Origin of the sequence: Streptomyces sp. NPDC052042 (assembly GCF_044548345.1) — a bacterium.
Lineage (GTDB): Bacteria > Actinomycetota > Actinomycetes > Streptomycetales > Streptomycetaceae > Streptomyces.
This window is the reverse complement of record NZ_JBIUBU010000007.1, coordinates 91605-114191: the sequence shown is the minus strand read 5'-3', so window position 1 is coordinate 114191 and position 22587 is coordinate 91605. Positions and strand designations below refer to the sequence as shown.

The window sequence follows — 22587 nt, the reverse complement described above, 5'->3', positions numbered from 1 at the left end:
CCCACGCGCTGCCAGGAGTTCGCCGGGCCCGCGACCACGGCGGGGGAGTGAGGAAAGTGACGATGAGCGAAACCACCAGGACCAACCGGACGGCCGAGGCCCTGTTCGACACCGAGAGCGTGCTGGCCGCGTTCGGCCTGGACCATGTGCATTCCGGCACCTACGCCGACTCCCTCGGCTGGGGCGCCGTCGAGGACCGTCCGGTCATCGAGGCGGTCTGCCCCGCCGACGGGCAGATCGTGGGCCGGATCGCGTCCTCCGACGCCGAGGACTACGAGCGGATCGTGGCCGCCGCCGTCGAGACGCAGAAGAAGTGGCGGATGGTCCCGCCGCCGCGCCGGGGCGAATTCGTGCGTCGGATCGGCCAGTTGATCGAGGAGAACATCGACAGCCTGGCGGCCGTCGTCTCCCTCGACACCGGCAAGTCGACGATGGAGGCCAAGGGCGAGCTGCGCGAGGCGGTGGACATGTCCACGCTGGCCGCGGGCCAGGCACGGATGATGTACGGCTTCACCCAGCAGTCGCAGCGTGCCGAGCACCGCATGTACGACCAGTGGCTGCCGCTGGGCGTGGTCGGGCTGATCAGCGCGTACAACTTCCCGGCCGCCGTCTGGGCGCAGAACGGGTTCCTCTCCGCGATCGCCGGCAACACGGTGGTCTGGAAGCCGAGCCCCAAGGTGCCGCTCACCGCCGTCGCCGTGCAGAAGCTGGTCAACCAGGCCGCGGCGGAGATGGGGTGCGAGGGCGTCTTCTCCCTGTTCATCCCCGCCGACAACGCCGTCGCCGAGCGGCTGGTCGCCGACGCCCGGGTCGCGATGATCTCCTTCACGGGTTCCACCGGCGTGGGGCGCAAGGTCGCGGAGATCGTCGGATCGACGCTCGGACGCCGCTACCAGCTGGAGTGCTCCGGCAACAACGGCTGCATCGTCGACGAGACCGCCGATCTCGAACTCGCGGCGAAGGCGCTGACGTTCGGCGTGGTCGGCACCACCGGCCAGCGCTGCACCAGCACCCGCCGGGTCATCGCGCACCGGAGCATCGCCGACGAGCTCGTCGAGCTGATGAAGAAGGCCTTCGACCAGATCACCATCGGGGACCCGAGGGATCCGGGCACCGTCGTCGGCCCCCTGATCGACGCCCAGGCGGTGGAGGACTACCGCGCCGTCCTCGCCGGTGCCGAGCGCGACGGGGCCACCGTGGTGTACGGCGGCCAGGTGATCGACCGGCCGGGGCTGTACGTGGAGCCGGCGATCGTCACCGGGGTGGAGCCGCACTTCGCGATCGCCCAGTCCGAGACCTTCGTCCCGATCGTCTCCGTCCTGGTCTACGACGACCTCGACGAGGCCATCGAGATCCATAACGGCGTGGCCCAGGGCCTGGCCTCGGGCATGCACAGCACCAACCTGAACCACATCGAGACCTTCCTGTCCGCCCGGGGCAGCGACTGCGGCATCGTGCGCGTGAACATGGGCACCACGGGTGCCGACGTCGGCGCCGCGTTCGGCGGCGAGAAGGAGACCGGCGGCGGCCGTACGGCCGGTTCCACCGCCTGGCAGGGATTCATGCGCCGCCAGAGCGTGTGCGTGAACTGGGGCGGAACGTCCGCCTGGGACAGCCGAATCGACCTGTGAGGATCACCGCAACCATGAAGAAGGAACGTTTCTTCTCCGATGCCGTGCGCGAGCCGGCGGACAAGACCTGGTCGAACTGCCTCCGCGTCGACGACCTGATCCTGATCTCCGGCATGACCGCGCGCGGCATGGACGGGGACAGCCTCCTCGGCGACACCGCCTACGAGCAGGCCAAGGCCGTCTTCCAGAAGATCAAGGACCTGGTCGAGGCGGCCGGCGGCGCGATGGACGACGTCGTCAAGATGACCATCTTCGTCACGGACATGAGTGACAACGCCCAGGTGTGGAAGGCCCGCGCGGAGTTCTTCACCGGCAACTTCCCGGCCTGCTCGCTGGTCCAGGTCGCCGCCCTGGCCAAGCCGGAAATCCTGGTCGAGATCGAGGCCATCGCGATCGCGGGCTGCAGCAAGGACTGATCGAACACGGCGACACCCGGCGCGTTCCCCCGCGGAACGCGCCGTGGGCGCCCTCTCTTCTCCGATGGGTAGGAACTGTGTCGTCATCAACATCGAACCCCGCGAGATCCATCGACTCGACGCTGTCCGCCGCGGCTGAGGACCATGCCCTGGTCAGCGTCCCGGCGGCCGAGCGCCGAAGCGGATACCAGCTCGCCCTCAGCCCGGTCAGCGTCGCCACCGCACTCGTCGTCTTCGCCATCGCGGGCTTCACCGTCGTCCTCGCGGGTTTCACCGTGGGACTGATCGTCGGAGCCCTCGTCGCGGCCTTCGGGGTGTTCCTCGGCAAGGCTCTCGGGCGGATGGCCTTCGAGACCGGCATGTCCAGCACCATCACCTCCCGGTTCTTCGGATTCGGCCTCAGGGGATCGTCGATCGGCTCGGCGATCTTCGCGTTCATGATCCTCGGCTTCCTGGCCGTGGAGTCCGCCCTGCTCTACCAGGGCACCCTCCTGATGTTCGACCTGCCCGACTCCTGGGCGGTTCGCATCCTGCTCTACGGCCTCATGACCGTGCTGTGGATCACGCTCGCCATCTTCGGGCTCAAGCTCGCGCTGCGCGCCTCCGGCGTGCTGACGGCGGTCACGCTCCTCGTCACGATCTACATGATCATCCACATCTACGTGGTCAAGGGCGCCGACCCGATGGACGTGTTCCGCTACGCGGGCGTCGTCCCCGGGGGCCTGTGGCCGAGGTTCGAGGCCGCGCTCTCGGTCATGGGCGCCACCGCCGGAACCATCGCCCTCGTCACCACGGACTTCGCCCGCTACTGCCGGACCCGTCGCGACGTCACCGTCCTGGCCTCCGCCGGACCGATCACCCAGAACATCCTGATGACCGTGCTGGGATCGCTCGTCGTCATCGGCGGCATGCCCGACGTCGTCAAGTACCTCATGGACCACGACCCGAGCATGACTCCGGAGGCGGCCGGTGCGGCGGGCAGCACCTTCGTCATGGAGAACACCGGCGCCTTCTTCGTGATCTTCGCCGCCTGGATGGGCTTCGTCACCATCTACGCGGCGCAGGCCAAAGCACAGGCCATCAACGCCTACTCCGGCTCGCTCTCGCTGGTCAACCTGGTCGACGCCCTCACCGGCTGGAAGCCCGGCAGGGCCGTGATGGTGATCGTCGGAAACATCATCGCCCTGGTGATGATCGGCGCCGGGATCCTGGAGAAGTTCTCCACCTACCTCGCGTACCTGGGCGCCATGACCCTGGGCATGTGCGGCGTGATGATCGCCGACTACTACCTGGTGCGCAAAGCCCGGTACGACAGCAGCGCCCACCGGGTGGAGCAGTGGAACTGGGCCGGCGTCATCACGCTGGCGGTGTCCGCCGCCGTCGGCATGGTCCTGATGGCCACCGACGTCTTCGCCCTCGGCTTCCTGGTGTCGTTCGCCCTGGCACTCCTCCTCTACCCGCTGCTGCGGGCATGGCTGCCCGAGGGCACGGGCACCTCCTTCGCCGCCAGTGAGGAGGCCGTCGAAGAAGCCCTCTGACCCGGGCCACCGGGCGGCCGCGTCCGATCAGCGCGGCTGCCCGCCGCTTCCGCTCCCCACCCCTCCCCTCGCGCCCTCGCCCCCGCTTCCCTTTCCGCACGCCCGCCCGCTCCGGCTCCGTCCGCGGGCCCCACGACCCCATCCAGGAGGTTCGCCGATGACCGACGTCATGTGGGACGCCGAGATCTACGAGAAGGCCGCCGACGCCAGGCCCCCCGCGTCGGACACCGCCCTTCCCCCGATCTGCGACCCCCGCCAACTCCGCAACACCCTGGGCAACTTCGCCACCGGCGTCGTCGTCCTCACCTACCAGGCGGGCGAGGACTTCTACGGCGTCACCGTGAACTCCTTCACCTCCGTGTCCCTGGACCCGCCGCTGGTGCTGGTGTCCATGCAGCGCACCTCGCGCGCCCTGGCCTACCTGCTGGAACGCCCCTTCGCGGTCAACGTCCTCGGGGACAACCAGCTCGACACCGCGCTCCACTTCGCGGGCAAGCCGCAGTCCCGCCCCGTCGACTGGGTCACGGACGGCCCGGCACCGCGCATCGGCGGCTCACCGGCCTACCTCCAGTGCACGCCCTGGGCGGGCTACGACGGCGGTGACCACGTCCTGGTGCTCGGCCGCGTGACGGCGTACGGCCAGCAGGACGACGCCCGGCCGCTGCTCTTCTACCGCGGCCAGTGGAGCGCACTGGCCCAGGAATCCGAGGACGGCACCGCAAACGGCGCCCGTTCCGAAAGGAGCTGACCGTGACGCGGTCCACCACCCACGCATCCTCCGACGTCTCCGCGCTCCTCACGGACCTGGACGCGATCCTCCCCCTGCTGCTGAGCGAGGCCGGCGACAGCGAACGGCTGCGCCGCCCGACGCCCGCGGTCCAGGACGCGCTCCGCGGCAGCGGCATCTTCCGGCTGACCGTGCCCGCCGAACTCGGGGGTCTGGACGCCTCCCCGCTCCAGGTCCTGGAGGTGATGGAGAAGCTGTCCCACACGGACGCCTCGCTGGGCTGGCTGGTCCGTGCCCTGACCAGCGAGACCGCGACCGCCGCCGCCTACCTGGGCGACGCGGCCGTGGCCGAACTCTTCGCCGACGGCACGCATCCGCTGGTGGCGGGCCAGTCCACCTCGTACACCGGCCGGGCGGTGCGCGTCGAGGGCGGCTACCGGGTCAGCGGCGCCTGGCAGTTCGCCCCCGGCGTGTCCATGGCCACGCACCTCAACCTCGCCGCCACGGTCGAGGGAACCGGGGAACGGGTGGTCTGTCTCGTCCCCCGTACCGCCGTGCGGGTCAGCGACAACTGGGACATGCTCGGGCTGCGCGCGACCGCGAGCCTGGACTACCAGGCCGAGGACGTGCTGGTCGAGGACGCGTACGTGTACGGCATCGGCCCGGGGAACGCCCGGCGGGGCCGCCCCGCGAACCGGCTGAGCCCCGCCCTTTCCGCGGGACTGCACCAGGCCGCCTGGTCGCAGGGGGTCGCCCGGCGCATGCTCGACGAGCTGCGCGAGCTGACCCTGCGCAAGGACCCCGCGCAGGAGTCCCCGGTCACCAGCGACGAGTTCTTCGGCGAGTTCGCCCGCCACTTCTCGCACGTGCGCGGCACGATGGCGCTGCTCCGCGAGACCTGGCGCGACAACGAATCGACCCTCGCCACCGGAGCGCGGCTCAGCGACGAGCAGGAGACCATGTCGCGCCTCGCGTGCAGTCTCGCCGGCCGGACCGCGGTGGAGATCAGTCAACTCGTGCACCGTTTCGCGGGAGCACGGGTCATGCGCGACGGCGTACTGCAGCGCTTCTTCCGTGACAGCCACGCCGGCAGCCAGCACCGGGGCTCCTCGCACATCGTGACGCAGAAGTGCGGCCGGATGTTGTCGGGCACCCTGCCCACGGGCGCGCACTGGGGATTCTTCGACCTGGTCGTCCCCGAGCACTCCGCCGTAGACGCCTGAACACGCCCCGCGCGAGGGAACACGCCCCGCGGGAAGGAACACGCCCCGCGGGAAGGAACACGCCCCGCGGGAAGAGAAAGAGAACGAGATGAAACTGGCAACCGTGCGCACCGCCGACGGAACGATCGCGGCCCGCCTGGACGGCGAGGTGTTCACCGAGATCCCCGGTCATGCCGACATCGGCGCCCTGCTGCGGGAGGAGAACTGGCGGCAGCTCGCGGCCGACGCCACCGGACGTCGCATCCCGGCCGCCGGGGCCGAACTCGACACGATCGTGCCGAACCCTTCGAAGGTGCTGTGCACCGGCCTCAACTACACCGGGCACATCGAGGAGATGGGCCGGGGCCTGCCCTCCCACCCCACCCTGTTCGCGAAGTTCGCCGACACCCTGACCGGCCCCACCGATGCCGTGGCCGCCGTGCCGGAGGACCCGGAGATGGACTGGGAGGGCGAACTCGCCGTCGTCATCGGCCGCACCGCGTACCAGGTGGACGAGGACGAGGCGGCCGACTGCATCGCCGGGTACACCGTGGCCAACGACATTTCGATGCGTGGCTGGCAGTACCGCACCACGGAATGGCTCCAGGGCAAGATCTGGGCCCGCACCACCCCCGTGGGCCCGTACCTCACCACGTCCGACGCCTTCGACCCCGACACCGCGACGCTGTGCACCACGGTCAACGGCACGACCGTGCAGGAACACGCGATCGCCGACCTCCTCTTCACCCCCGCCCGACTGGTCGCGTACATCTCCACCATGCTGCCGCTCCGCCCCGGCGACCTGCTCCTCACCGGCACCCCCGGAGGCGTGGGAAGGGCCCGCACCCCGCGGTGGTACCTGAAGTCCGGCGACGTGGTCGAGGTGACCATCGACGGAATCGGCACCCTGACCACCCCGATCGTCTGAGCCTCGCCCCGTGGCGAAATCCGCTGCCGGCCGCGGCCCTCATCCCACAGAGCAATACAACTGGCTCCCTGTTTCGCTTGGCTGGGCTGGGCTGGGCCGCACTGGCGGCGGTGGTCCGGTGGTGACGGTTGCCGGTCGCGGGGCGGGCATGGCGTGGGCCCGGCGCTCAGGTGTTACGTCGTTGGCAGCGGATCAGTCCCACCGGTCGCAGCTCACCAGTCCCGGGTGGCGATCAGCTCCTCCGCGTCCGCGTCCGCGAACCCGTAGGCCGAGGCGACAAACCAGAAGTCCTCACCGATCTCCTCGCGGGCAACCGTCTCGATCTCACTCCCGGCCGCTTCGAACTCCGCCTCCAGAAGGTTGAACTCCTCCGTCGCGGCGTGGGTGAGCGCATAGAGGGCCGCCAGATCCGACGGCTGCTCAGCCTCGATCCGCTCGCACAGCCGCAGCAGGATCGCCCTGCCCTTGTCGACGACGTGATCGGGGAAGTACGAGTCCGCGTACAGCGGCCCCAGAAAGGCGCGCTCCGTTATCTGCTGGTTTGTGATCGGCATAGCGACCCGTCCCTGTAGAAGAACTGACGCACCGATCATGCACGACACCACTGACAACGACGCCGCTCCCGAGCGCCGGGCCGATCGTGACCGGCACTTTCACCACCGGCGCCGACGTCGTAACGGGCCGCGGTCGCGGCCGGGCGTGACGGTCGCGGTCAGACTCCGCTGACGGCGGGCTCCACCTGGTCCGCCGTCCGCAGCGCGGCGCGCACCAGGGCGCGGCCTCTGGCGGTCGTCCGCGCGCGGCGGGCACGGTCGTCGTCGGGTCGGGATTCGCCGGTTGGGCGGGTGCAGTGACAGGCGCCCTTGTCCGGGACCAGCCGGCCGCAAGCTTCGCACTCGTCCCAGCACGCCACGGTCGGGCGCGAGGTCCTGAGCGCCCCAAGCACCTCGGATTCCGGCGGCGGGGGCAACTTCCGAGTCAGGCGGTTGCGCAGGAGCGCCGAGGCGGAGTGGATACGGGCGGGCAGCCCGCCCAGCAGGGCCCCGGCCAAGTCGCGGTGGTCGTAGCCGCGTTCCAGCCAGGCCGAGACGAGGGGTGCCAGGTCGAGCGTTTCGACCACGCCGAGCCGCAGGCGCCTTTCCGGCGCGATCACCCGCAACAGCGTGGCCACGGCCGCACCGTGAGCCTCGGCAGCACCATGGGTCTCGGCCGCACCATGGGTCTCGGCCGCACCATGAGCCTCGGCCGCACCGTGTGCCTCGGCAGCCGACGGATCGACAAGGTCCCGAGCGGCCCCAGGTCCGGCCTCCGCACCAGCCTCAGCCCCAGGCCCGGTCCCCGCTCCGGCTCCGGCTCCGGCTCCGGCTCCGAATGCCTCCCCTGCCGTGGCTACCCCCCGGGCCGCAGGTGTCTTCAGCGCCACCGGAAGCCCCGGCACCGTGGGCACCTCCGGTGGCTCTCCCGCACTGGTGGGCACGCTCGCCGCTTCGGCCCGGCCCGGTCGCCGACGCCGACCGGGGAGGGAGGGTGTTTTCCTCCGGTTCTTTACGGGGTTGGCGCCCGGCCCACCGGCGGTCGGCCCACCGGAACCCGGACGGCTGGTACCCGGTACCACCTGGCACATCACGCCCGAACCCGATCCCGAGACGGGCTGCGGGGTGTCGTAGACATGGGCCTCGCTGACGAACGTCCCGTCCTCACGACGGATTTTGTGGACCCGGTAGTACCCGAAGGCCGTCAGCTCCCGCAGCGCCTTCGCCACCGCCGACCGCCCCTGCGGACTCGTATCCGCCATCCGTCGGCCGTCCTCGCACCAACCGTCCGGACGGGACAGAAGATCGGCCAACAAACCACGAGCGGTGTACGACAACCGCCGATCCTGCAACAACGCGTTGGACAGGACCGTGAAACCGCACGTGTGGCGGCTACGATGAATCTGCATGAGGAGCTCTTTCTCCTTGTGCCGGACCCCGGGGCGTTGGCGCGCTGCCGGGGTCGCCTTATTGAGTTCAAGGTGACTGAACGTACCACGTCCAACACACTCGGTTTCCCGATCTGGCGGTTGGCAGCGTGATCGCCGTGGCAGAGCTGGAAGAGCTGGTCCTCACCGCCGACGAACGGGCCCGGGGCGTCCGAGTCGACGGCGTGACGTTCACGATGGGGCCGATCTGGAGAACCAGGGCGGCGTACTCAAGAACGCCGGGGTCGTGGACGACGGCGACCTGGTCACGGCGGGCGGCATCACCTCCGGTCTCGACCTCGCGCTGTGGCTCGTACGCCGGGAGCTCGGCGCGGAGGTGGCGACCGAGGTCGAGACGATGCCGGGGTACGAGGCACGGGGCATGGTCCGGGTACCCGACCGGCGACGGTGAACGACGTGGGCGACGGTCGGGCAGCATGGCGGGCCACTCCCGCCCGGCACCGCACGGGCGGGAGGATGCGGATGACGGCGAGGCGGCCCGCAGTCAGCGGCTGTTCGCGTAGGAGGCCAGAGTCGAACACGGTTCGGCGTCATGAGGGTCATGGACAAGACGTGCGAGCACGCGCCCAGGTGAGGCGTTGCCCGTCGGGACCGACGTGCAGCCGCATACGGTCGGTGGACGGGCGTCCGTCCGCCTTCCACTGTGCAAGGCGTTCGGTGATCTCGTCCCACAGGCGCCCCGTGCCGCCCTGTCGGACCATCCACCGCGCGCCGTCTCGGAAGACGACCGCCCACGTCTCGGCGTCCACGTCGATCACGACGTGTTCCGTCCGCCCGTCGCGTTCCAGTGTGAGCCGCTGTGCGCGCGGTGCGGCGAACTGCGCGACGAACCGGGCGGACCAGTCGTCGAGCACATCCGCGCCCAACTCCGCGGGCACCTCCTCGCCCTCGCTGAGGTTCGGCAAGATCCCGAACGGAGGCGGAAGGTGGGGGCGGGCCAGCATGAACGAGACCTGTCCGCCGAGAACCGGACCGCTGGCCGTTCCGTCGTCCGCGACCGTGAGTCGTACGAGTTCGGATGCGTGCATCCAACCGCCGACCGTGACCAGGACCTCACCGCCGGGCCGGGTCTGCGCGAGCCAGTCGGCCGGTACCGTGTGCACACCGCACGTGGCGATCACGCGATCGTACGGGCCGCCCTCCTCGCAGCCCGCCAAGCCGTCACCGACCACGCGGACAGGCCAATACCCGACGCCCGCGAGCGCGATCCCGGCACGGGCGGACACCTCCGCGTCGACCTCGACCGTGGTCACGTTGTCCTCACCGACGACATGGCACAGCAGCGCGGTTGAGTAGCCCGTGCCCGTGCCGATCTCCAGAACCCGCATCCCCTCGGTCGCCCGCAGGTCTTCGAGCATCCGCACGACCAGACTCGGCAGGGTGGACGACGACGAGGGGGCTGCGGCGATGCGCCCCGCGACCTGGTGGGGGAAGACGCCCCCGGCCACCTGCGTCACGAGGGTGTCGTCTTGGTAGATGCGCGCGAGTCCTTCAGCGGAGTCTCCGGCCGCGGGCCGGTACCAGCCGCCTTCTTCGTACTCGAACCAGCCACGCGAGAGGAACGCCTCACGGGGCACGGACAACACGGCCGCTTCCCATTCCGGGCCGCGCAGAGCACCGGCCTTGGACAGGCGCCGAGCGAGGTCGGCCCGTAGGTGTTCCGACGGCAGGGGGTCACTCATGCTGACTCGCTCCGTTCTCCAACAGGTCTGCGATGGCGGTGGTGATCGGCAGTCCGGCGGCGTCTTCGAGCCACGCCCACTGGCCGTTGGGGTTGCACTCCAGAAACCACCATCCGCCGTCCGCGGTCACGGCGAAGTCGAAGGCGCCGAAGTCCAGCCCGAAGGCGGTGAGGAACCGCGCCAGCGCCCCGTGCATCTCCTCCGGGCAGACGACCGGCTCATAGGTGAGGCTCCGGTATTCGGCTCTCCAGTCCACGACCCCAGGCGGCGCGGTGATCCGGGCACTGAACACCTGCTCGCCGACGACGACCGCGCGCACGTCCGCCGCCTTGGGCACCTGTGCCTGGAACAGGTGCGCACTGTGGCTCACCGCGCCGTCGACCCCGCCCGCCTCGACCGGGGCGGCCCAGATTCCGGCAGGCTCGCCCTCGGCCTCGTACGCCCCCGCGTGCAACGGCTTGTAGATGGTCGGTTGTGCGGCGCAGAACGCCTTGGCCTCCATCGGATCGTTCGTGATCAGGGTGGCCGGGACCGTGAGCCCGGCCCGGAGCGCTGCGGACAACTGCGCAGGCTTGTACTCGGCCCGCGCGATGGCCTGCGGGTGGCTCAGGTACAGGCACCCCGGCAGCGCGCCCAGCACACCGCCCAGGCCGCGCCGGTTCTCCTGCGCGGCGAACCGGGCCGCCTGCTCGCCGTTACCCGTCGGGTAGGGACTCGGCCGACGGTGGTACAGGGCGCGTACGGCGGACAGGTCGGCCGTACGTTCCCCGACCGTCAGCCGCCCGCCCCAAGGCGATCCGCGAGAGCCTGCCGGGCCTGCTGAGCACTTGAGGACGGGGAGACGGCCATGGTTCCGGCGGATCAGCGGGGCCGGTACTCCTCATGCGGGACCGCGCGTTGCCACACAGCCTCAAAGGCTTCTGCGCAGAGCTTCACCAGCGCGGGATCGTCCGTGTACTCCCGGCCGTCCTGGTCCAACTGACCATCCCCCGTGAAGTGGTGGAACAGCACCTGCGCGCCGTCGAATACCCAGAAGTCCGTAACGGGCAGGGCGAGATCGGTCGCCTGTCGCCTGGGCAGCCAGCAGACAAGCTCACCCGCCGCGACATTGGTGAACGTGCAGTCGTACTCGTACCGCACGTAATCACTGATCGGCTCAGAGACGATCCGCGCACGCCGGATAGCGACCCCGCGTGCGACGGCGTCACGCACGGCATCGTGCCATCCGCCCCACCACGACGACCGATCGGCGGGGTCGAGCCGCTTGCCGTTCTGCCACGCGGTGAACTCGGGGTCATCGAGCATGTACGAATCTCGCAGCTCAAGGTGGATCGCCGAGCGTTGGGCCTGCGCCAGGGCGTTACGCGCCGGGGGTTGCACTTGCTGTCTCTCCGTTGCTGTCGGCCGGGCGGGGGATGTACTTCAACATCACTGCCGGAAGCCTGATGATCGTCTCGTGTGCTGGCACGTCCGTGGAATGACCGGGGATCGATCCGGCTTCCTGGCAAGCCCTCACTTCCTCTTCGGTCGCCTTGTACGACTGAATCAGAAGGTCGCCGGTCTCCTCGTGAAGCCACATCGTCGGAGATTCATCGGTCGGCGTGTTCGGAATGATGCCGAGAAACTTCAGGGTCACGCGATCACTCCCACATCGAATGGGTTCCACCGATGTGGACGAGCCTCAGCCCGCGCGTGATCAGCGTCAAGAGCGCGTTGGCAGGAGCACACCCCCCTCGGCCACGCGGGGATGTCGGCCTGGGCAACCTGACGCACCCGGCGCGCGCCGCGTCTCTCGAAGCCCGACGAAGGCCGATGCCTCGAAAGCATCGGCCGTTTCAAGGTCAGTGCCACTGATCCAGCCCCGCCCGGAAGGCGTCCCAGGCAGCGGGCGTCACGACCAGGACCGGGCCGACGGGGTCCTTGGAGTCACGGACGGCGACGGCTCCGGGGACGTTGCGGGCAACCTCGACACGGGGCACCCGCGAGGCAGGGCACCACCTGAAGTTTCACGTTCGGCGGCCGGGACACGTCCAGCAAGCGCCCAAGCTGCTCCCGCATGACGTCCCTGCCGCCGACCAGTTGACGCAGCGCGCCTTCGCTCATCACCGCCCACAGTTCCAGCGGTCGTTGCCCGGTCAAACGCGCCCGGCGGGCCATCCTGGACTCCACGAAGGGCTCGATCTCGTCCGGATCATCCCAGGAGCCGTTGCCCACAGCGAGCGCACACGGTAGTCGGCGGTCTGGAGCAGGCCAGGCACGATGGAAAGTTGCCAGGTACGCAGACCAGTGGCGATGTCCTCAAGTGCCACGTACTCCACCATGGACTGAAGCTGCGGGTACTGGTTCCACCATCCGCTGGCCTTGCGCCGTCTCCGAAGAACGCTCAGTCGAGACAGAACTCGTTGCCCTCGACGTCCTGCATCACAATGCACGATTCGTTTTCGTCATCGGCATACAGCACCTGCACGCACACCGCGCCGAGCGCGATCAGCCGATCGCGTTCGGCCTCAAGGGTGGCCAGGCGCTCCTCGCCCACGAGCCCGGTGCCGGCCCGCACGTCGAGATGCACCCGGTTCTTGGCGACCTTCCCCTCGGGAACGCGCTGGAAGTACATGCGCGGGCCCTCACCCGTGGGATCGGAGCACACGGCCCATGATCCCTGCCCATCGGAAGGCAGCGTTATGACGTACCCCAACACCTCGCACCAAAAACGAGCCACATGCTCGGGTTCTGCGCAGTCGAAAGTGACCTGGAGCTTCTTGACCGATGCCATCGAACCACTCTAACAACGTTCCTCCTCGGCCCAATTACCGGTGAGGATGAGCATGTTGACCAGCGAATGAACGGCAATCGGCCCGACTGCCGCCCCACGCCCCCAGAGGTGCCCCGCTCCCGCGAGGAGCACGCCATATCGGCGGCGATATCGCTGTCGCGCCCGCACGGGTTGTCGCTCCGTGCGGTGATGAATGCGTCAGCTCTCCCAATCGACGGAAACCACCGTCCCGTCCCGAGTCAACTTGACGGCGAGTATTTGATCACTGAGATCGGGATCAAACATGTAGTCCAAGATGACAGGGGGCTCATCGGACAGGTCGCTCAGCCATAGGCCGACACTGCTCAGGCGCATGGCGGCGACGAAGGAATCGACTCCGACCGCTTCGTCGGCTGCGTCCCGTACAAGACGAACAACCGTCTCACTGTCTTCAAGCTCCTCAACATGGAAGTCGATGAAGTAGCGATCCTCGTGCAGGTACGTTCGCAGCGCCGTGCGAGCCGCTGTGTCGAGAGCCGACAGGCCGGTCACGCATGCTGCACATGCGTCCAGCTCTTCGGCGTCCGGCTCGCTGGACGGTCCGGCCCACAACTGGACCTCCACCTCACCCTCTCCAAGTCGTGAGGTGCTTTCCCAGACGACATCCGCGCCATCCAGCGCACTTGTTTCCACGCGTCCGAAGAAGGCGTGCTCAATGGCTTTCACGAGGGACCACCGTCCTCTTTTCGCACTGAATGCCGGAAATTGCCACCGGGGTCCGATCGATGCAGCGGCGTCTCCTTGCCTCCGCTCGTGTGCGCGGCCGGACCGCCCCGCCCCGCCCCTGACGGCGGCAGGGCACGAACGGAAGGTGGGTCCGCGCGAACTCCGCGCGGACCCACCTCGTACGCGTACCGCCGAAGGCACGCGTACCGCTGAAACCCCTACGCCCAGGTGATCAGCCGCTTCGGCTGTTCCAGGATCGCGGCGACGTCCGCCAGGACCTTGGAGCCGAGCTCGCCGTCGACCAGGCGGTGGTCGAACGACAGAGCCAGCGTGGTGACCTGACGGGGCTTCACCTTGCCCTTGTGGACCCACGGCTGGAGCTTGATCGCACCGACCGCGAGGATCGCGGACTCGCCGGGGTTGAGGATCGGTGTGCCCGTGTCGACGCCGAAGACGCCGACGTTGGTGATCGTCACCGTGCCGCCCGCCATGGCCGCGGGGGACGTCTTGCCGTCACGTGCCGTGGCGACCAGCTCGCCCAGTGCGGCGGCGAGTTCGGGCAGGGTCTTGTCGTGCGCGTCCTTGATGTTCGGCACGATCAGGCCGCGCGGGGTGGCGGCGGCGATGCCCAGGTTGACGTAGTGCTTGCGCACGATCTCCTGGTTCGCCTCGTCCCAGGCGGCGTTGATGTCCGGGTTGCGGCGGATCGCGACCAGGAACGCCTTGGCGATGATCAGGAGCGGGTTGACCCGGACCCCCGCGAGGTCCTTGTCCTCCTTGAGCTCCGCGACCAGCTTCATCGTCCGCGTCACGTCGACGGTCACGAACTCCGTGACGTGCGGCGCGGTGAAGGCGCTGCCGACCATCGCCTGGGCGATGGCCTTCCGTACGCCCTTGACCGGAATACGGGTCTCCCTGGCGCCCGCGAGGGGCTGCTCCTCGCCGGACACGGGAGCGGCGGCCGGGGCCGGGGCGTACGCCACCGGGGCGGGCTCGGCCGGTGCCGCCGCGGCGACCGGCGTCGGCTGCGCCTGGGCCGGTACGGGGCGGGCCGCCGCGTGGACGTCCTCGCGGGTGATGATCCCGCCCGCGCCCGTCGGGACGACCGTCGCCAGGTCGATGCCCAGGTCCTTGGCCAGCTTGCGGACCGGCGGCTTGGCGAGCGGCCGGCTCTCGCGGACGGCCGTCGCCACGGAGCCGGAGCCGGAGCCGTGGCCGTTCAGCTCGCCCTGCACCGCTGCCGCCGCGGTCGCGGCAGCCGTACGGGCCGCCGCCGCGTCGCCCTTGCGGGCGCGCCGCTTGGTGGAGGTCTCGGCGACGCCGTACCCCACCAGGACCGGCTGACGGCCCGAGCCCGTCGCGGGCTCCGAAGGCCCAGGTGCGGGCTCGGCAGCAGGCGCGGACGCGGACGGCGCCTCACCGCCCGGCGCCACGTCCACCGCGATGATCACCTCGCCGACGTCGACGGTCGTGCCCTCGGGGAAGCGCAGCTCGTGCACCACCCCGTCGAAGGGGATCGGCAGCTCCACGGCCGCCTTCGCCGTCTCCACCTCGCACACGACCTGGCCGTCGGTGACCGTGTCACCCGGCTGGACGTACCACTTGAGGATCTCGGCCTCGGTCAGGCCCTCGCCCACGTCGGGCATCTTGAACTCGCGGACGCGGGCACCGTTGGAAGTGTCGGTCGTCATCGTTGTCACGCCCCAGTCCTCAGTACGCCAGCGAGCGGTCGACGGCGTCGAGCACACGGTCGAGACCCGGCAGGTATTCGTCCTCCAGCCGCGCCGGCGGATACGGGGCGTGGTAGCCGCCGACCCTCAGCACCGGTGCCTCCAGGTGGTAGAAGCAGCGCTCCGTGATGTGAGCGGCGATCTCGGCCCCGGAGCCGTAGAACACCGGTGCCTCGTGGACCACCACGAGCCGGCCGGTCTTCTCGACCGACGCCTGAATGGTGTCGAAGTCGATCGGGGACATCGAGCGCAGGTCCAGGACCTCGATCGACCGGCCCTCCTCCTGCGCCGCCTCGGCCGCCGCCTGGCAGACCTTCACCATCGGTCCGTACGCGGCGAGCGTGAGGTCGGAGCCGGTGCGCACCACCGCCGCCCGGTGCAGCGGGCCGGGGATGGCGTCGGTCACGACCTCGCCCTTGTCCCAGTAGCGACGCTTCGGCTCGAAGAAGATGATCGGGTCGTCGCTCTGGACGGCCTGCTGCATCATCCAGTACGCATCGTTCGCGTTCGACGGCGAGACCACCTTCAGGCCCGCGACGTGCGCGAACAGCGCCTCGGGGGACTCGCTGTGGTGCTCGACCGCGCCGATGCCGCCGCCGTAGGGGATCCGCACGACGACCGGCAGCTTGACCTTGCCGAGCGCGCGGGCGTGCATCTTGGCGAGCTGGGTGACGATCTGGTCGTAGGCGGGGAAGACGAAGCCGTCGAACTGGATCTCCACGATCGGCCGGTAGCCGCGCAGGGCCAGACCGATCGCGGTGCCGACGATGCCGGACTCGGCGAGCGGGGTGTCGATCACCCGGTCCTCGCCGAAGTCCTTCTGGAGTCCGTCGGTGATCCGGAAGACGCCACCGAGCTTGCCGACGTCCTCACCCATGATGAGGACCTTGGGGTCGGTGTCGAGGGCCTTGCGCAGCGACTCGTTGAGCGCCTTCGCGATCGACATCTTTTCCACGGCCATGGCTACTTGCCCTCCTCGGCGTCCGCGAACGATGCCTGGTACGCGGCGAACTGTGCGCGCTCCTCGTCGACGAGCGGGTTCCCGTCGGCGTAGACGTGGTCGAACATGGCCATCGGGTCCGGATCGGGCATCGCCCGCACCGCCTCCCGCACGCGCTTGCCGAGGGCCTCGCTCTCGGCCTCGAGACCGGCGAAGAACGCCTCGTCGGCGGAGCCCTCCTTCTCCAGGTACCTGCGCAACCGCAGGATCGGGTCCTTGGCCTCCCAGGCGGCGCGCTCCTCGTCCGACCGGTACTTCGTCGGGTCGTCGGAGGTGGTGTGCGCACCCATGCGGTAGGTGAAGGCCTCGATCAGCATGGGCCCCTCGCCCCGGCGGGCCCGCTCCAGCGCCGCCCTGGTGACGGCCAGGCAGGCGAGCACGTCGTTGCCGTCGACCCGGACACCGGGGAAGCCGAAGCCCTGGGCGCGCTGGTAGAGCGGGACGCGGGTCTGCTTCTCGGTCGGCTCGGAGATGGCCCACTGGTTGTTCTGGCAGAAGAAGACGACCGGGGCGTTGTAGACGGCGGAGAACGTGAAGGACTCGGCGACGTCCCCCTGGCTGGAGGCGCCGTCACCGAAGTACGCGATCACGGCCGAGTCCGCGCCGTCCTTGGCGATGCCCATGGCGTAGCCGGCGGCGTGCAGGGTCTGCGAGCCGATGACGATCGTGTACAGGTGGAAGTTGTTGCTGTTGGGGTCCCAGCCGCCGTGGTTCACGCCGCGGAACATGCCGAGGAGGTTGGTCGGGTCGACGCCCCGGCACCAGGCCACGCCGTGCTCGCGGTAGGTCGGGAAGACGTAGTCGTCGTCGCGAAGGGCCCGGCCGGAGCCGATCTGGGCGGCCTCCTGGCCGAGCAGCGAGGCCCACAGGCCCAGTTCGCCCTGGCGCTGGAGGGCGGTGGCCTCGGCGTCGAAGCGGCGTGTGAGGACCATGTCCCGGTACAGCCCGCGCAGTTCCTCGGCGGTCAGGTCCACCCCGTAGTCGGGGTGCTCGACGCGTTCGCCCTCGGGCGTCAGCAGCTGTACGAGCTCGGGCTCGGAATTCCGCGGGGTCCTGGCGGACTTCTTCGCGGTCGTCCCGGTGGCGGCCTTGGCGGGCTTCTTAGCGGTCGCCTTCGAGGCCGTCTTCGTCGTCTTCACGGCGCTGGTCCGCTTGCTGCTGCGTCGCGGTGTGCGCGCGGCAGTGCTCTCCACGGTCACGTGCGTGCTCCTCCGTCGGTCCGGCCCCCGGGGTCTGCCGGGAAGCCAGTGCGGCTCGCCTGCGCCCGTACCCGTGCACGGGGTGGGTGCCGCTCGGTTCGGGGAGCAGGCGTGACAGGTGCCCCGGCGAGCGCCCTGTCAAAAGCACGTTACCCAGTGCGCCGCATAACTGCGAAACCCTATCTGACCTGCGATTTTGCTTGGATTTCCAAGTAAATCGAAAAAGTAGGGAACTCTCGCTGGTCACAGCCCTGGGAACAGCCTTGCGGGCTGCCGGAACACCGGCACGTTATCCCGCCGTTCGGCGGCAGGGAAGAGGCGAGTGTGTGAGACTTCGTTTTGTGCGCGAACAAGGAAAAATCACCGTTTTTCTGCTGGACGACCACGAAGTGGTCCGGCGCGGGGTCCACGAATTGCTGTCGGGCGAGGACGACATCGAGGTGGTCGGCGAGGCCGGTACGGCGGCGGACGCGCTGGTCCGCATCCCGGCGACCCGGCCGGACGTGGCCGTGCTCGACGTACGGTTGCCGGACGGGAGCGGGGTGGAGGTCTGCCGGGAGATCCGCTCCCAGGACGACGGCATCAAGTGCCTGATGCTGACCTCGTACGCCGATGACGAGGCGCTCTTCGACGCCATCATGGCGGGCGCCTCGGGATATGTGCTGAAGGCGATTCGCGGCACCGAACTGCTGAACGCGGTGCGGGATGTGGCGGCCGGGAAGTCGCTGCTGGACCCGGTAGCGACCGCCCAGGTGCTGGAGCGCCTGCGCGAAGGGAAGAAGGGCGGGGGCGACGGGCGGCTCGACACGCTCACCGAACAGGAGCGCAAGATCCTCGACCTGATCGGGGAAGGGCTGACCAACCGCGCGATCGGCGAGCGGCTGCACCTCGCGGAGAAGACCATCAAGAACTACGTATCCAGCCTGCTCGCCAAGCTGGGCATGGAACGGCGCTCGCAGGCCGCCGCGTACGTGGCCAGGCTCCAGGCGCAGAAGCGCTGAACGGCCCCGGCATCGCCGGAGCGGCCCGCGTGGCGACCCGGCCGGTCGTCGGCGGCCCTGCCGGCCTCCCGGTGGCCTCCGCCGGCCTCCCGGTGGCCTCCCGGTGGCCTCCCACCAGCCTCCCGGTCGCCTTGGGATCACGGTGGCCTTCGGGACTTTGGTCCCGGTCCAACCGGGGCGGCGGTCTCTTCCGGCCGTCCGTCGCCGTGACGGAGAGTGGGGGCATGCCCTCCGAGGATCTCCACGCGCTCGAACTGCTCGGCCGCGTCGCATACGGCCGACTGGCGACGAGCATGCGGGCCCTTCCGATACTGGCGGTGGCCCGTCACATCGTGGCCGACGGCCGCGTCGTCCTGCGGATGCACGAGGGCCTCGGCTATCACGACGCCTGTGACGGCACGGTGGTGGCGTACGGAGCGGACAACTACAACACCGCGCCCTCGGAGAGCGACGACGAGCTGTGGTCCGTGCAGTTCACCGGCCCCGCGCAGATCGTGCACCCGACCCCCGGGCAGCGGGAACGCTTCGGCACCGCGCCCGCCGTGGTCAACGGGGAGCCCTTCGCCCCGGCCTACCTCTCGGTCGTCCCGCACTTCGTCACCGTGCACACCACCGGCTTCCACGCACACCCCGGACTTCCACGCAAGTCAGCCGATCCGCAACACAGCGTGATCTAACATCTGACGAGTGGCGCGCTCATCTGTATCGCTTTCCTCGTCTCCGCAGGTCACCTCCGCCCCATCGACCGACAGGGCGCCTGGCCCGACGGTGCCTCGCCCGGCCGCACCTCGCCGTCCGGTCACGGAACGTGCTCGGACCGGCCCCACGGTGCCGGGCGGCGCGACGGCGGACCGCACGGCCCCGGGCCGTGCGGCGGCCGCCCGCCCGGCCGCGAGCCGCGCGGACACGAGCCGTCCGCACGCGCACCACCCGGCGACGAACCACCCAGCCGTGCCGCGCCCGCCCGTGCCGCCGGTGGAAGAGGTGCTGCGCCGCCACCCGCACGCCGGTGCGCCGCTCGCCTGCGAGCCCGTCACGCAGGGCCTGCTCAACCACGGCTACCGGGTCTCCACCACACGCGGCTCCTACTTCCTCAAGCACCACCTCGACGCCTCCACCGGCGACCGGGCCACGATCGTCCGCCAGCACCGCGCCACCCGGCGCCTCCAGTCGCTCGGTTTACCGGTCGCCCCGCCCGTCGAGGACGTCGAGGGCGACACGGTCACGGAGATCGGCGGCCGGTGCTATGCCCTGCACCCCTGGGTCGACGGACTGCACCGGACCGGTGACCAGTTGACCCGCGCCGAGTCACGGCGGCTCGGCGCCCTGCTGGGGGCCGTGCACACCGGCCTGGAGCGGGTCATGGGTGCGGCGCCCGAGCCGGGCGGCCGGTCCGGCCGGCACCCGAGCCCCGACCCCGTCGACACCTTCACGCTGATCGACGAACTGCTGGCCGCCGCGCGCGGGCGGCGCCACCGCGACTGCTTCGACGAACTGGCCGAACACCGGCTCCGGGAACGCCGCGCCCTGCTGGAGCGGCACGCCGACCGCCGCCCGCCCGCCCCGGACGTCCCGGCCACCGGCTGGGTGCACGGCGACTTCCATCCGCTGAACGTCCTCTACCGGGGCACGGACCCGGTCGCGATCCTCGACTGGGACCGGCTGGGGGTCCAGCCCCGGGCGGAGGAGGCGGTGCGGGCCGCGGCGATCTTCTTCGTGCAGCCGGGCGGAAAACTGGAGCTGGCGAAGGTACGGGCGTACGCGGGCGCCTACCGGCGAGCGGCCGGGGCGGGGGCGGCCGAACTGGCCGCGGCGGTGCACCGGGTCTGGTGGGAACGGCTCAACGACTTCTGGATGCTGCGCTGGCGCTACTGCCTGCACGACCGGAGGGCCGACCCGCAGTTTCCTGCGGTGTCGGCCCTGGCGGTCTGGTGGACGCGCGAGTACGACGCGGTGCGCGAGGCTTTCACGGGGTGAGGCCCGTTCATACGTGGCCTGTTCCGGCGTCGCCCGGTCGCGCATGAGACCGTTCGCGATCGTCCCGGTCACGCGGTCGTCCCGTTCATAGTCGTCCCGGTCACGGTCGTCCCGGTCACGCGCGTGGTTCGTCCCGGGACGAGGCCCGCCCGTGGATGCCTCGTCCAGGAGCGGGCCCGTTCACGCATGAGGCCGTTCCAGGGGGAAGCCCGTCGGGCGGCCCGCGGCGGGGCCGACGGGCAGTCGCGCACGGGCGGCCCCGGGCTGGGCGGAGTTCACCGCCTCGGGCCCTGCGGGACCGCCCTCCCGGGCCGCCCCGGGCGTGTGATTCACGTGTGGTTCAACGGCCCGGGGCGGCCCGGAGGGTCACGAGGTGGTGCCGGTCGAGGTTCCCAGCGGGCCGGAGTTGGTCCCCATCGGCCCGCCGACACTGCCTTCCGCCGTACCGGACCCTCCGTCACCGCCGCTGCCACTGCCACTGCCCGATCCGGTGCCCGTGCCGGGACCGGTGCCGCCGTCGCCGGTACCCGTGCTCGTGCCCTCGCTCGAACCGGGGCTGGTGCCCTCATTCGTCCCCGTGCCGCCGTCGGCCGAGCCCGTGCCGCCGTCCGCCGCACCGCCCGTCTCCGGGGTCGACGGCTCGTCGGAGGACGGCTCGCTCGGCTCGCTCGGCCGGACCGGCGGGGTGTAGGAGTGGCGGGGCCACGTTCCCTGCTGGTCCCCGTTGGAGTTCTCCGGCTGCTGGTTCTGCTCGGTCTCCTCGTCGCTCGGCTTCGGCGAACTCTCCGGCGAGGACGTCGTACTGGAGACCGGAGCCGGCTGCTTCTTGTGCTGGTCGTCGCTGCCCTTCGCGGCATTCACCGCGAGGGCGACCCCGGAGCCGATGGCGATCAGCGCGAGCACGACGAACAGCCACAGCTTGCCGCGCCCGCCACCGGCCTGGTGCCCACCCTCGTAGCCGCCGTCGTCCGGGTTCATCGGCGGCAGGATCGGGCCCTGCGAGGTGTCGCCGGGGTGGGGGTGGTTCATCGCCATCGTGGCACCGGTGACGCCCATGGGCGGGGTGTGACCGGCCTCGTGCGCCGCGACCGGACCGGTGTTCCACGTGCCGGTGTGGCCGCCCTGTGCCTGGAGCATCTGCAGGCTGTACTGGATGAGCCCGCGCATCTCCTCGGCGCTCTGGAACCGGTCGTCCGGGTCCTTCGCGAGCGAGCGCATGACCAGCCCGTCCAGCTCCGGCGGGGCCGCCTCCAGCACCTGGGACGGCGGAACCGCGGTGTCCTGCACATGCTGGTACACGACGGAGAGCGGGGTCTCACCCGTGAACGGGGGCCGCAGCGCGAGGAGTTCGTACAGCAGGCAGCCGGTCGCGTAGAGGTCGGAGCGGTGGTCGACGGCCTTGCCCAGAGCCTGCTCCGGGGAGAGGTACTGCGGCGTGCCCATGACCATGCCGGTCTGCGTCATCGTCGACTGCGCGCCGTGCAGCGCGCGGGCGATGCCGAAGTCCATCACCTTGACCGCGCCCGAGTTCGTGATGATCACGTTGGCGGGCTTGATGTCGCGGTGCACGATGCCGTGCTGGTGCGAGTACGCCAGCGCCTCCAGCACCCCCGAGACGATGATCAGCGCCTGCTCGGGCGGCGGGGCATCGGCGTTGAGGAGCAGATCGCGGATGGTGCGGCCCTCGACCAGCTCCATCACGATGTAGGGGACGGTCTGACTGCCCACGACGTCCTCGCCGGAGTCGTACACCGCGACGATCGCGTGGTGGTTGAGACCGGCCACCGACTGCGCCTCGCGCGTGAACCGGGCCTTGGAAACCGGGTCCTCGGCGAGATCGGAGCGCAGAAGCTTCACCGCGACCGTGCGTCCCAGTCTGACGTCCTCGGCCGCGAAGACCTCCGCCATGCCGCCCCGGCCGAGGCGGTGGGTCATCCGGTAGCGACCGTCACCGACGACGCCGCCGATGCCCCAGGAGTCGGTGCCATCCGAGACTCCGCCGCCGTTTGCTTCGGAATCGGGTGCCATCAGTCCTCGCCGTCGTATCTGTCCGCGCGTCCGCGGGTTCTCACGGTGTCTAGCTGCATTGCCACGTCA

General features: G+C 70.1%; 22 protein-coding genes and 2 pseudogenes. 10 read left to right on the top strand and 14 right to left on the bottom strand.

The annotated features are described in order from the left end of the window. Positions 1-62: 62 nt before the first annotated feature. From ACIHCL_RS14760 to ACIHCL_RS14735, 6 genes are all read left to right on the top strand, one after another. On the top strand, positions 63-1631 hold the full coding sequence (locus tag ACIHCL_RS14760) for an aldehyde dehydrogenase family protein (RefSeq protein WP_399861492.1): 1569 nt from the start codon (positions 63-65) through the stop codon (positions 1629-1631). A gap of 14 nt (positions 1632-1645) precedes the next feature. After that, complete coding sequence (locus ACIHCL_RS14755) at positions 1646-2047, top strand: RidA family protein (protein WP_399861490.1); 402 nt, start codon at positions 1646-1648, stop codon at positions 2045-2047. A gap of 77 nt (positions 2048-2124) precedes the next feature. After that, positions 2125-3585 (top strand): purine-cytosine permease family protein, encoded by a 1461-nt coding sequence (locus tag ACIHCL_RS14750; protein ID WP_399861488.1) that lies wholly within the window; start codon positions 2125-2127, stop codon positions 3583-3585. A 157-nt stretch (positions 3586-3742) separates the two neighbouring features. Then, positions 3743-4333, top strand: a complete 591-nt coding sequence (locus tag ACIHCL_RS14745) for a flavin reductase family protein (protein WP_399861485.1) — start codon at positions 3743-3745, stop codon at positions 4331-4333. A 2-nt stretch (positions 4334-4335) separates the two neighbouring features. Next, complete coding sequence (locus tag ACIHCL_RS14740) at positions 4336-5535, top strand: acyl-CoA dehydrogenase family protein (protein ID WP_399861482.1); 1200 nt, start codon at positions 4336-4338, stop codon at positions 5533-5535. 88 nt (positions 5536-5623) lie between these two features. Next, positions 5624-6442, top strand: a complete 819-nt coding sequence (locus ACIHCL_RS14735) for a fumarylacetoacetate hydrolase family protein (RefSeq protein ID WP_399861479.1) — start codon at positions 5624-5626, stop codon at positions 6440-6442. Positions 6443-6654: 212 nt separating this feature from the next. On the opposite strand, the gene ACIHCL_RS14730 is transcribed toward ACIHCL_RS14735, so the two are convergent. Then, positions 6655-6996 carry a DUF5713 family protein gene (locus ACIHCL_RS14730; RefSeq protein WP_399861477.1) on the bottom strand — a complete coding sequence of 114 codons (342 nt, stop codon included), beginning with the start codon at positions 6994-6996 and terminating at the stop codon, positions 6655-6657. Between the two features lie 158 nt (positions 6997-7154). Next, positions 7155-7613, bottom strand: coding sequence for a hypothetical protein (locus ACIHCL_RS14725; RefSeq protein WP_399861474.1), 459 nt, complete (start codon positions 7611-7613; stop codon positions 7155-7157). A 1036-nt stretch (positions 7614-8649) separates the two neighbouring features. Between ACIHCL_RS14725 and ACIHCL_RS14720 the strand changes: the two genes are divergently transcribed. Then, on the top strand, positions 8650-8814 hold the full coding sequence (locus tag ACIHCL_RS14720) for a hypothetical protein (RefSeq protein ID WP_399861471.1): 165 nt from the start codon (positions 8650-8652) through the stop codon (positions 8812-8814). Between the two features lie 148 nt (positions 8815-8962). Here ACIHCL_RS14720 and tgmC read toward each other — a convergent pair whose 3' ends face one another. The 11 genes and pseudogenes from tgmC to pdhA all read right to left on the bottom strand — a co-directional run bounded on the left by tgmC (position 8963) and on the right by pdhA (position 17512). Then, positions 8963-10105 (bottom strand): ATP-grasp peptide maturase system methyltransferase, encoded by a 1143-nt coding sequence (gene tgmC / locus ACIHCL_RS14715; protein ID WP_399861469.1) that lies wholly within the window; start codon positions 10103-10105, stop codon positions 8963-8965. After that, on the bottom strand, positions 10098-10667 hold the full coding sequence (locus ACIHCL_RS14710) for a hypothetical protein (RefSeq protein ID WP_399861468.1): 570 nt from the start codon (positions 10665-10667) through the stop codon (positions 10098-10100). The genes tgmC and ACIHCL_RS14710 overlap by 8 nt, the downstream gene beginning before the upstream one ends. 299 nt (positions 10668-10966) lie before the next feature. Next, positions 10967-11485 carry a DUF6879 family protein gene (locus ACIHCL_RS14705; RefSeq protein WP_399861465.1) on the bottom strand — a complete coding sequence of 173 codons (519 nt, stop codon included), beginning with the start codon at positions 11483-11485 and terminating at the stop codon, positions 10967-10969. Further along, entirely contained in the window at positions 11466-11741 is a 276-nt protein-coding gene (locus ACIHCL_RS14700; protein ID WP_399861464.1) for a hypothetical protein, read from the bottom strand. The genes ACIHCL_RS14705 and ACIHCL_RS14700 overlap by 20 nt, the downstream gene beginning before the upstream one ends. Positions 11742-11946: 205 nt before the next feature. Then, a pseudogene (locus ACIHCL_RS14695) lies at positions 11947-12075 on the bottom strand (DUF397 domain-containing protein); the annotation flags it as partial. A 4-nt stretch (positions 12076-12079) separates the two neighbouring features. Then, positions 12080-12480, bottom strand: a pseudogene (locus tag ACIHCL_RS14690) (DUF5753 domain-containing protein); the annotation flags it as partial. Between the two features lie 8 nt (positions 12481-12488). Beyond that, the gene (locus ACIHCL_RS14685; protein ID WP_399861461.1) at positions 12489-12878 is read right to left on the bottom strand and encodes a VOC family protein; all 390 of its coding nucleotides are present in this window, start codon (positions 12876-12878) and stop codon (positions 12489-12491) included. Positions 12879-13076: 198 nt separating this feature from the next. Beyond that, positions 13077-13583, bottom strand: coding sequence for a DUF2004 domain-containing protein (locus ACIHCL_RS14680; RefSeq protein ID WP_399861460.1), 507 nt, complete (start codon positions 13581-13583; stop codon positions 13077-13079). A 218-nt stretch (positions 13584-13801) separates the two neighbouring features. Next, positions 13802-15274, bottom strand: a complete 1473-nt coding sequence (locus ACIHCL_RS14675; RefSeq protein WP_399861864.1) for a dihydrolipoamide acetyltransferase family protein — start codon at positions 15272-15274, stop codon at positions 13802-13804. Positions 15275-15293: 19 nt separating this feature from the next. Continuing rightward, positions 15294-16274, bottom strand: coding sequence for an alpha-ketoacid dehydrogenase subunit beta (locus ACIHCL_RS14670; protein ID WP_399861457.1), 981 nt, complete (start codon positions 16272-16274; stop codon positions 15294-15296). 2 nt (positions 16275-16276) lie between these two features. After that, positions 16277-17512 carry a pyruvate dehydrogenase (acetyl-transferring) E1 component subunit alpha gene (gene pdhA, locus ACIHCL_RS14665; protein WP_399861453.1) on the bottom strand — a complete coding sequence of 412 codons (1236 nt, stop codon included), beginning with the start codon at positions 17510-17512 and terminating at the stop codon, positions 16277-16279. A 341-nt stretch (positions 17513-17853) separates the two neighbouring features. Between pdhA and ACIHCL_RS14660 the strand changes: the two genes are divergently transcribed. From ACIHCL_RS14660 to ACIHCL_RS14650, 3 genes are all read left to right on the top strand, one after another. After that, entirely contained in the window at positions 17854-18513 is a 660-nt protein-coding gene (locus ACIHCL_RS14660) for a response regulator (protein WP_399861451.1), read from the top strand. Between the two features lie 224 nt (positions 18514-18737). Continuing rightward, complete coding sequence (locus tag ACIHCL_RS14655; protein WP_399861449.1) at positions 18738-19190, top strand: pyridoxamine 5'-phosphate oxidase family protein; 453 nt, start codon at positions 18738-18740, stop codon at positions 19188-19190. Between the two features lie 307 nt (positions 19191-19497). After that, positions 19498-20490: a phosphotransferase gene (locus tag ACIHCL_RS14650; RefSeq protein ID WP_399861862.1), complete on the top strand. Its 993-nt coding sequence runs from the start codon at positions 19498-19500 to the stop codon at positions 20488-20490. Positions 20491-20856: 366 nt separating this feature from the next. Here ACIHCL_RS14650 and ACIHCL_RS14645 read toward each other — a convergent pair whose 3' ends face one another. After that, complete coding sequence (locus ACIHCL_RS14645; RefSeq protein WP_399861447.1) at positions 20857-22518, bottom strand: protein kinase; 1662 nt, start codon at positions 22516-22518, stop codon at positions 20857-20859. Between the last annotated feature and the right edge of the window lie 69 nt (positions 22519-22587).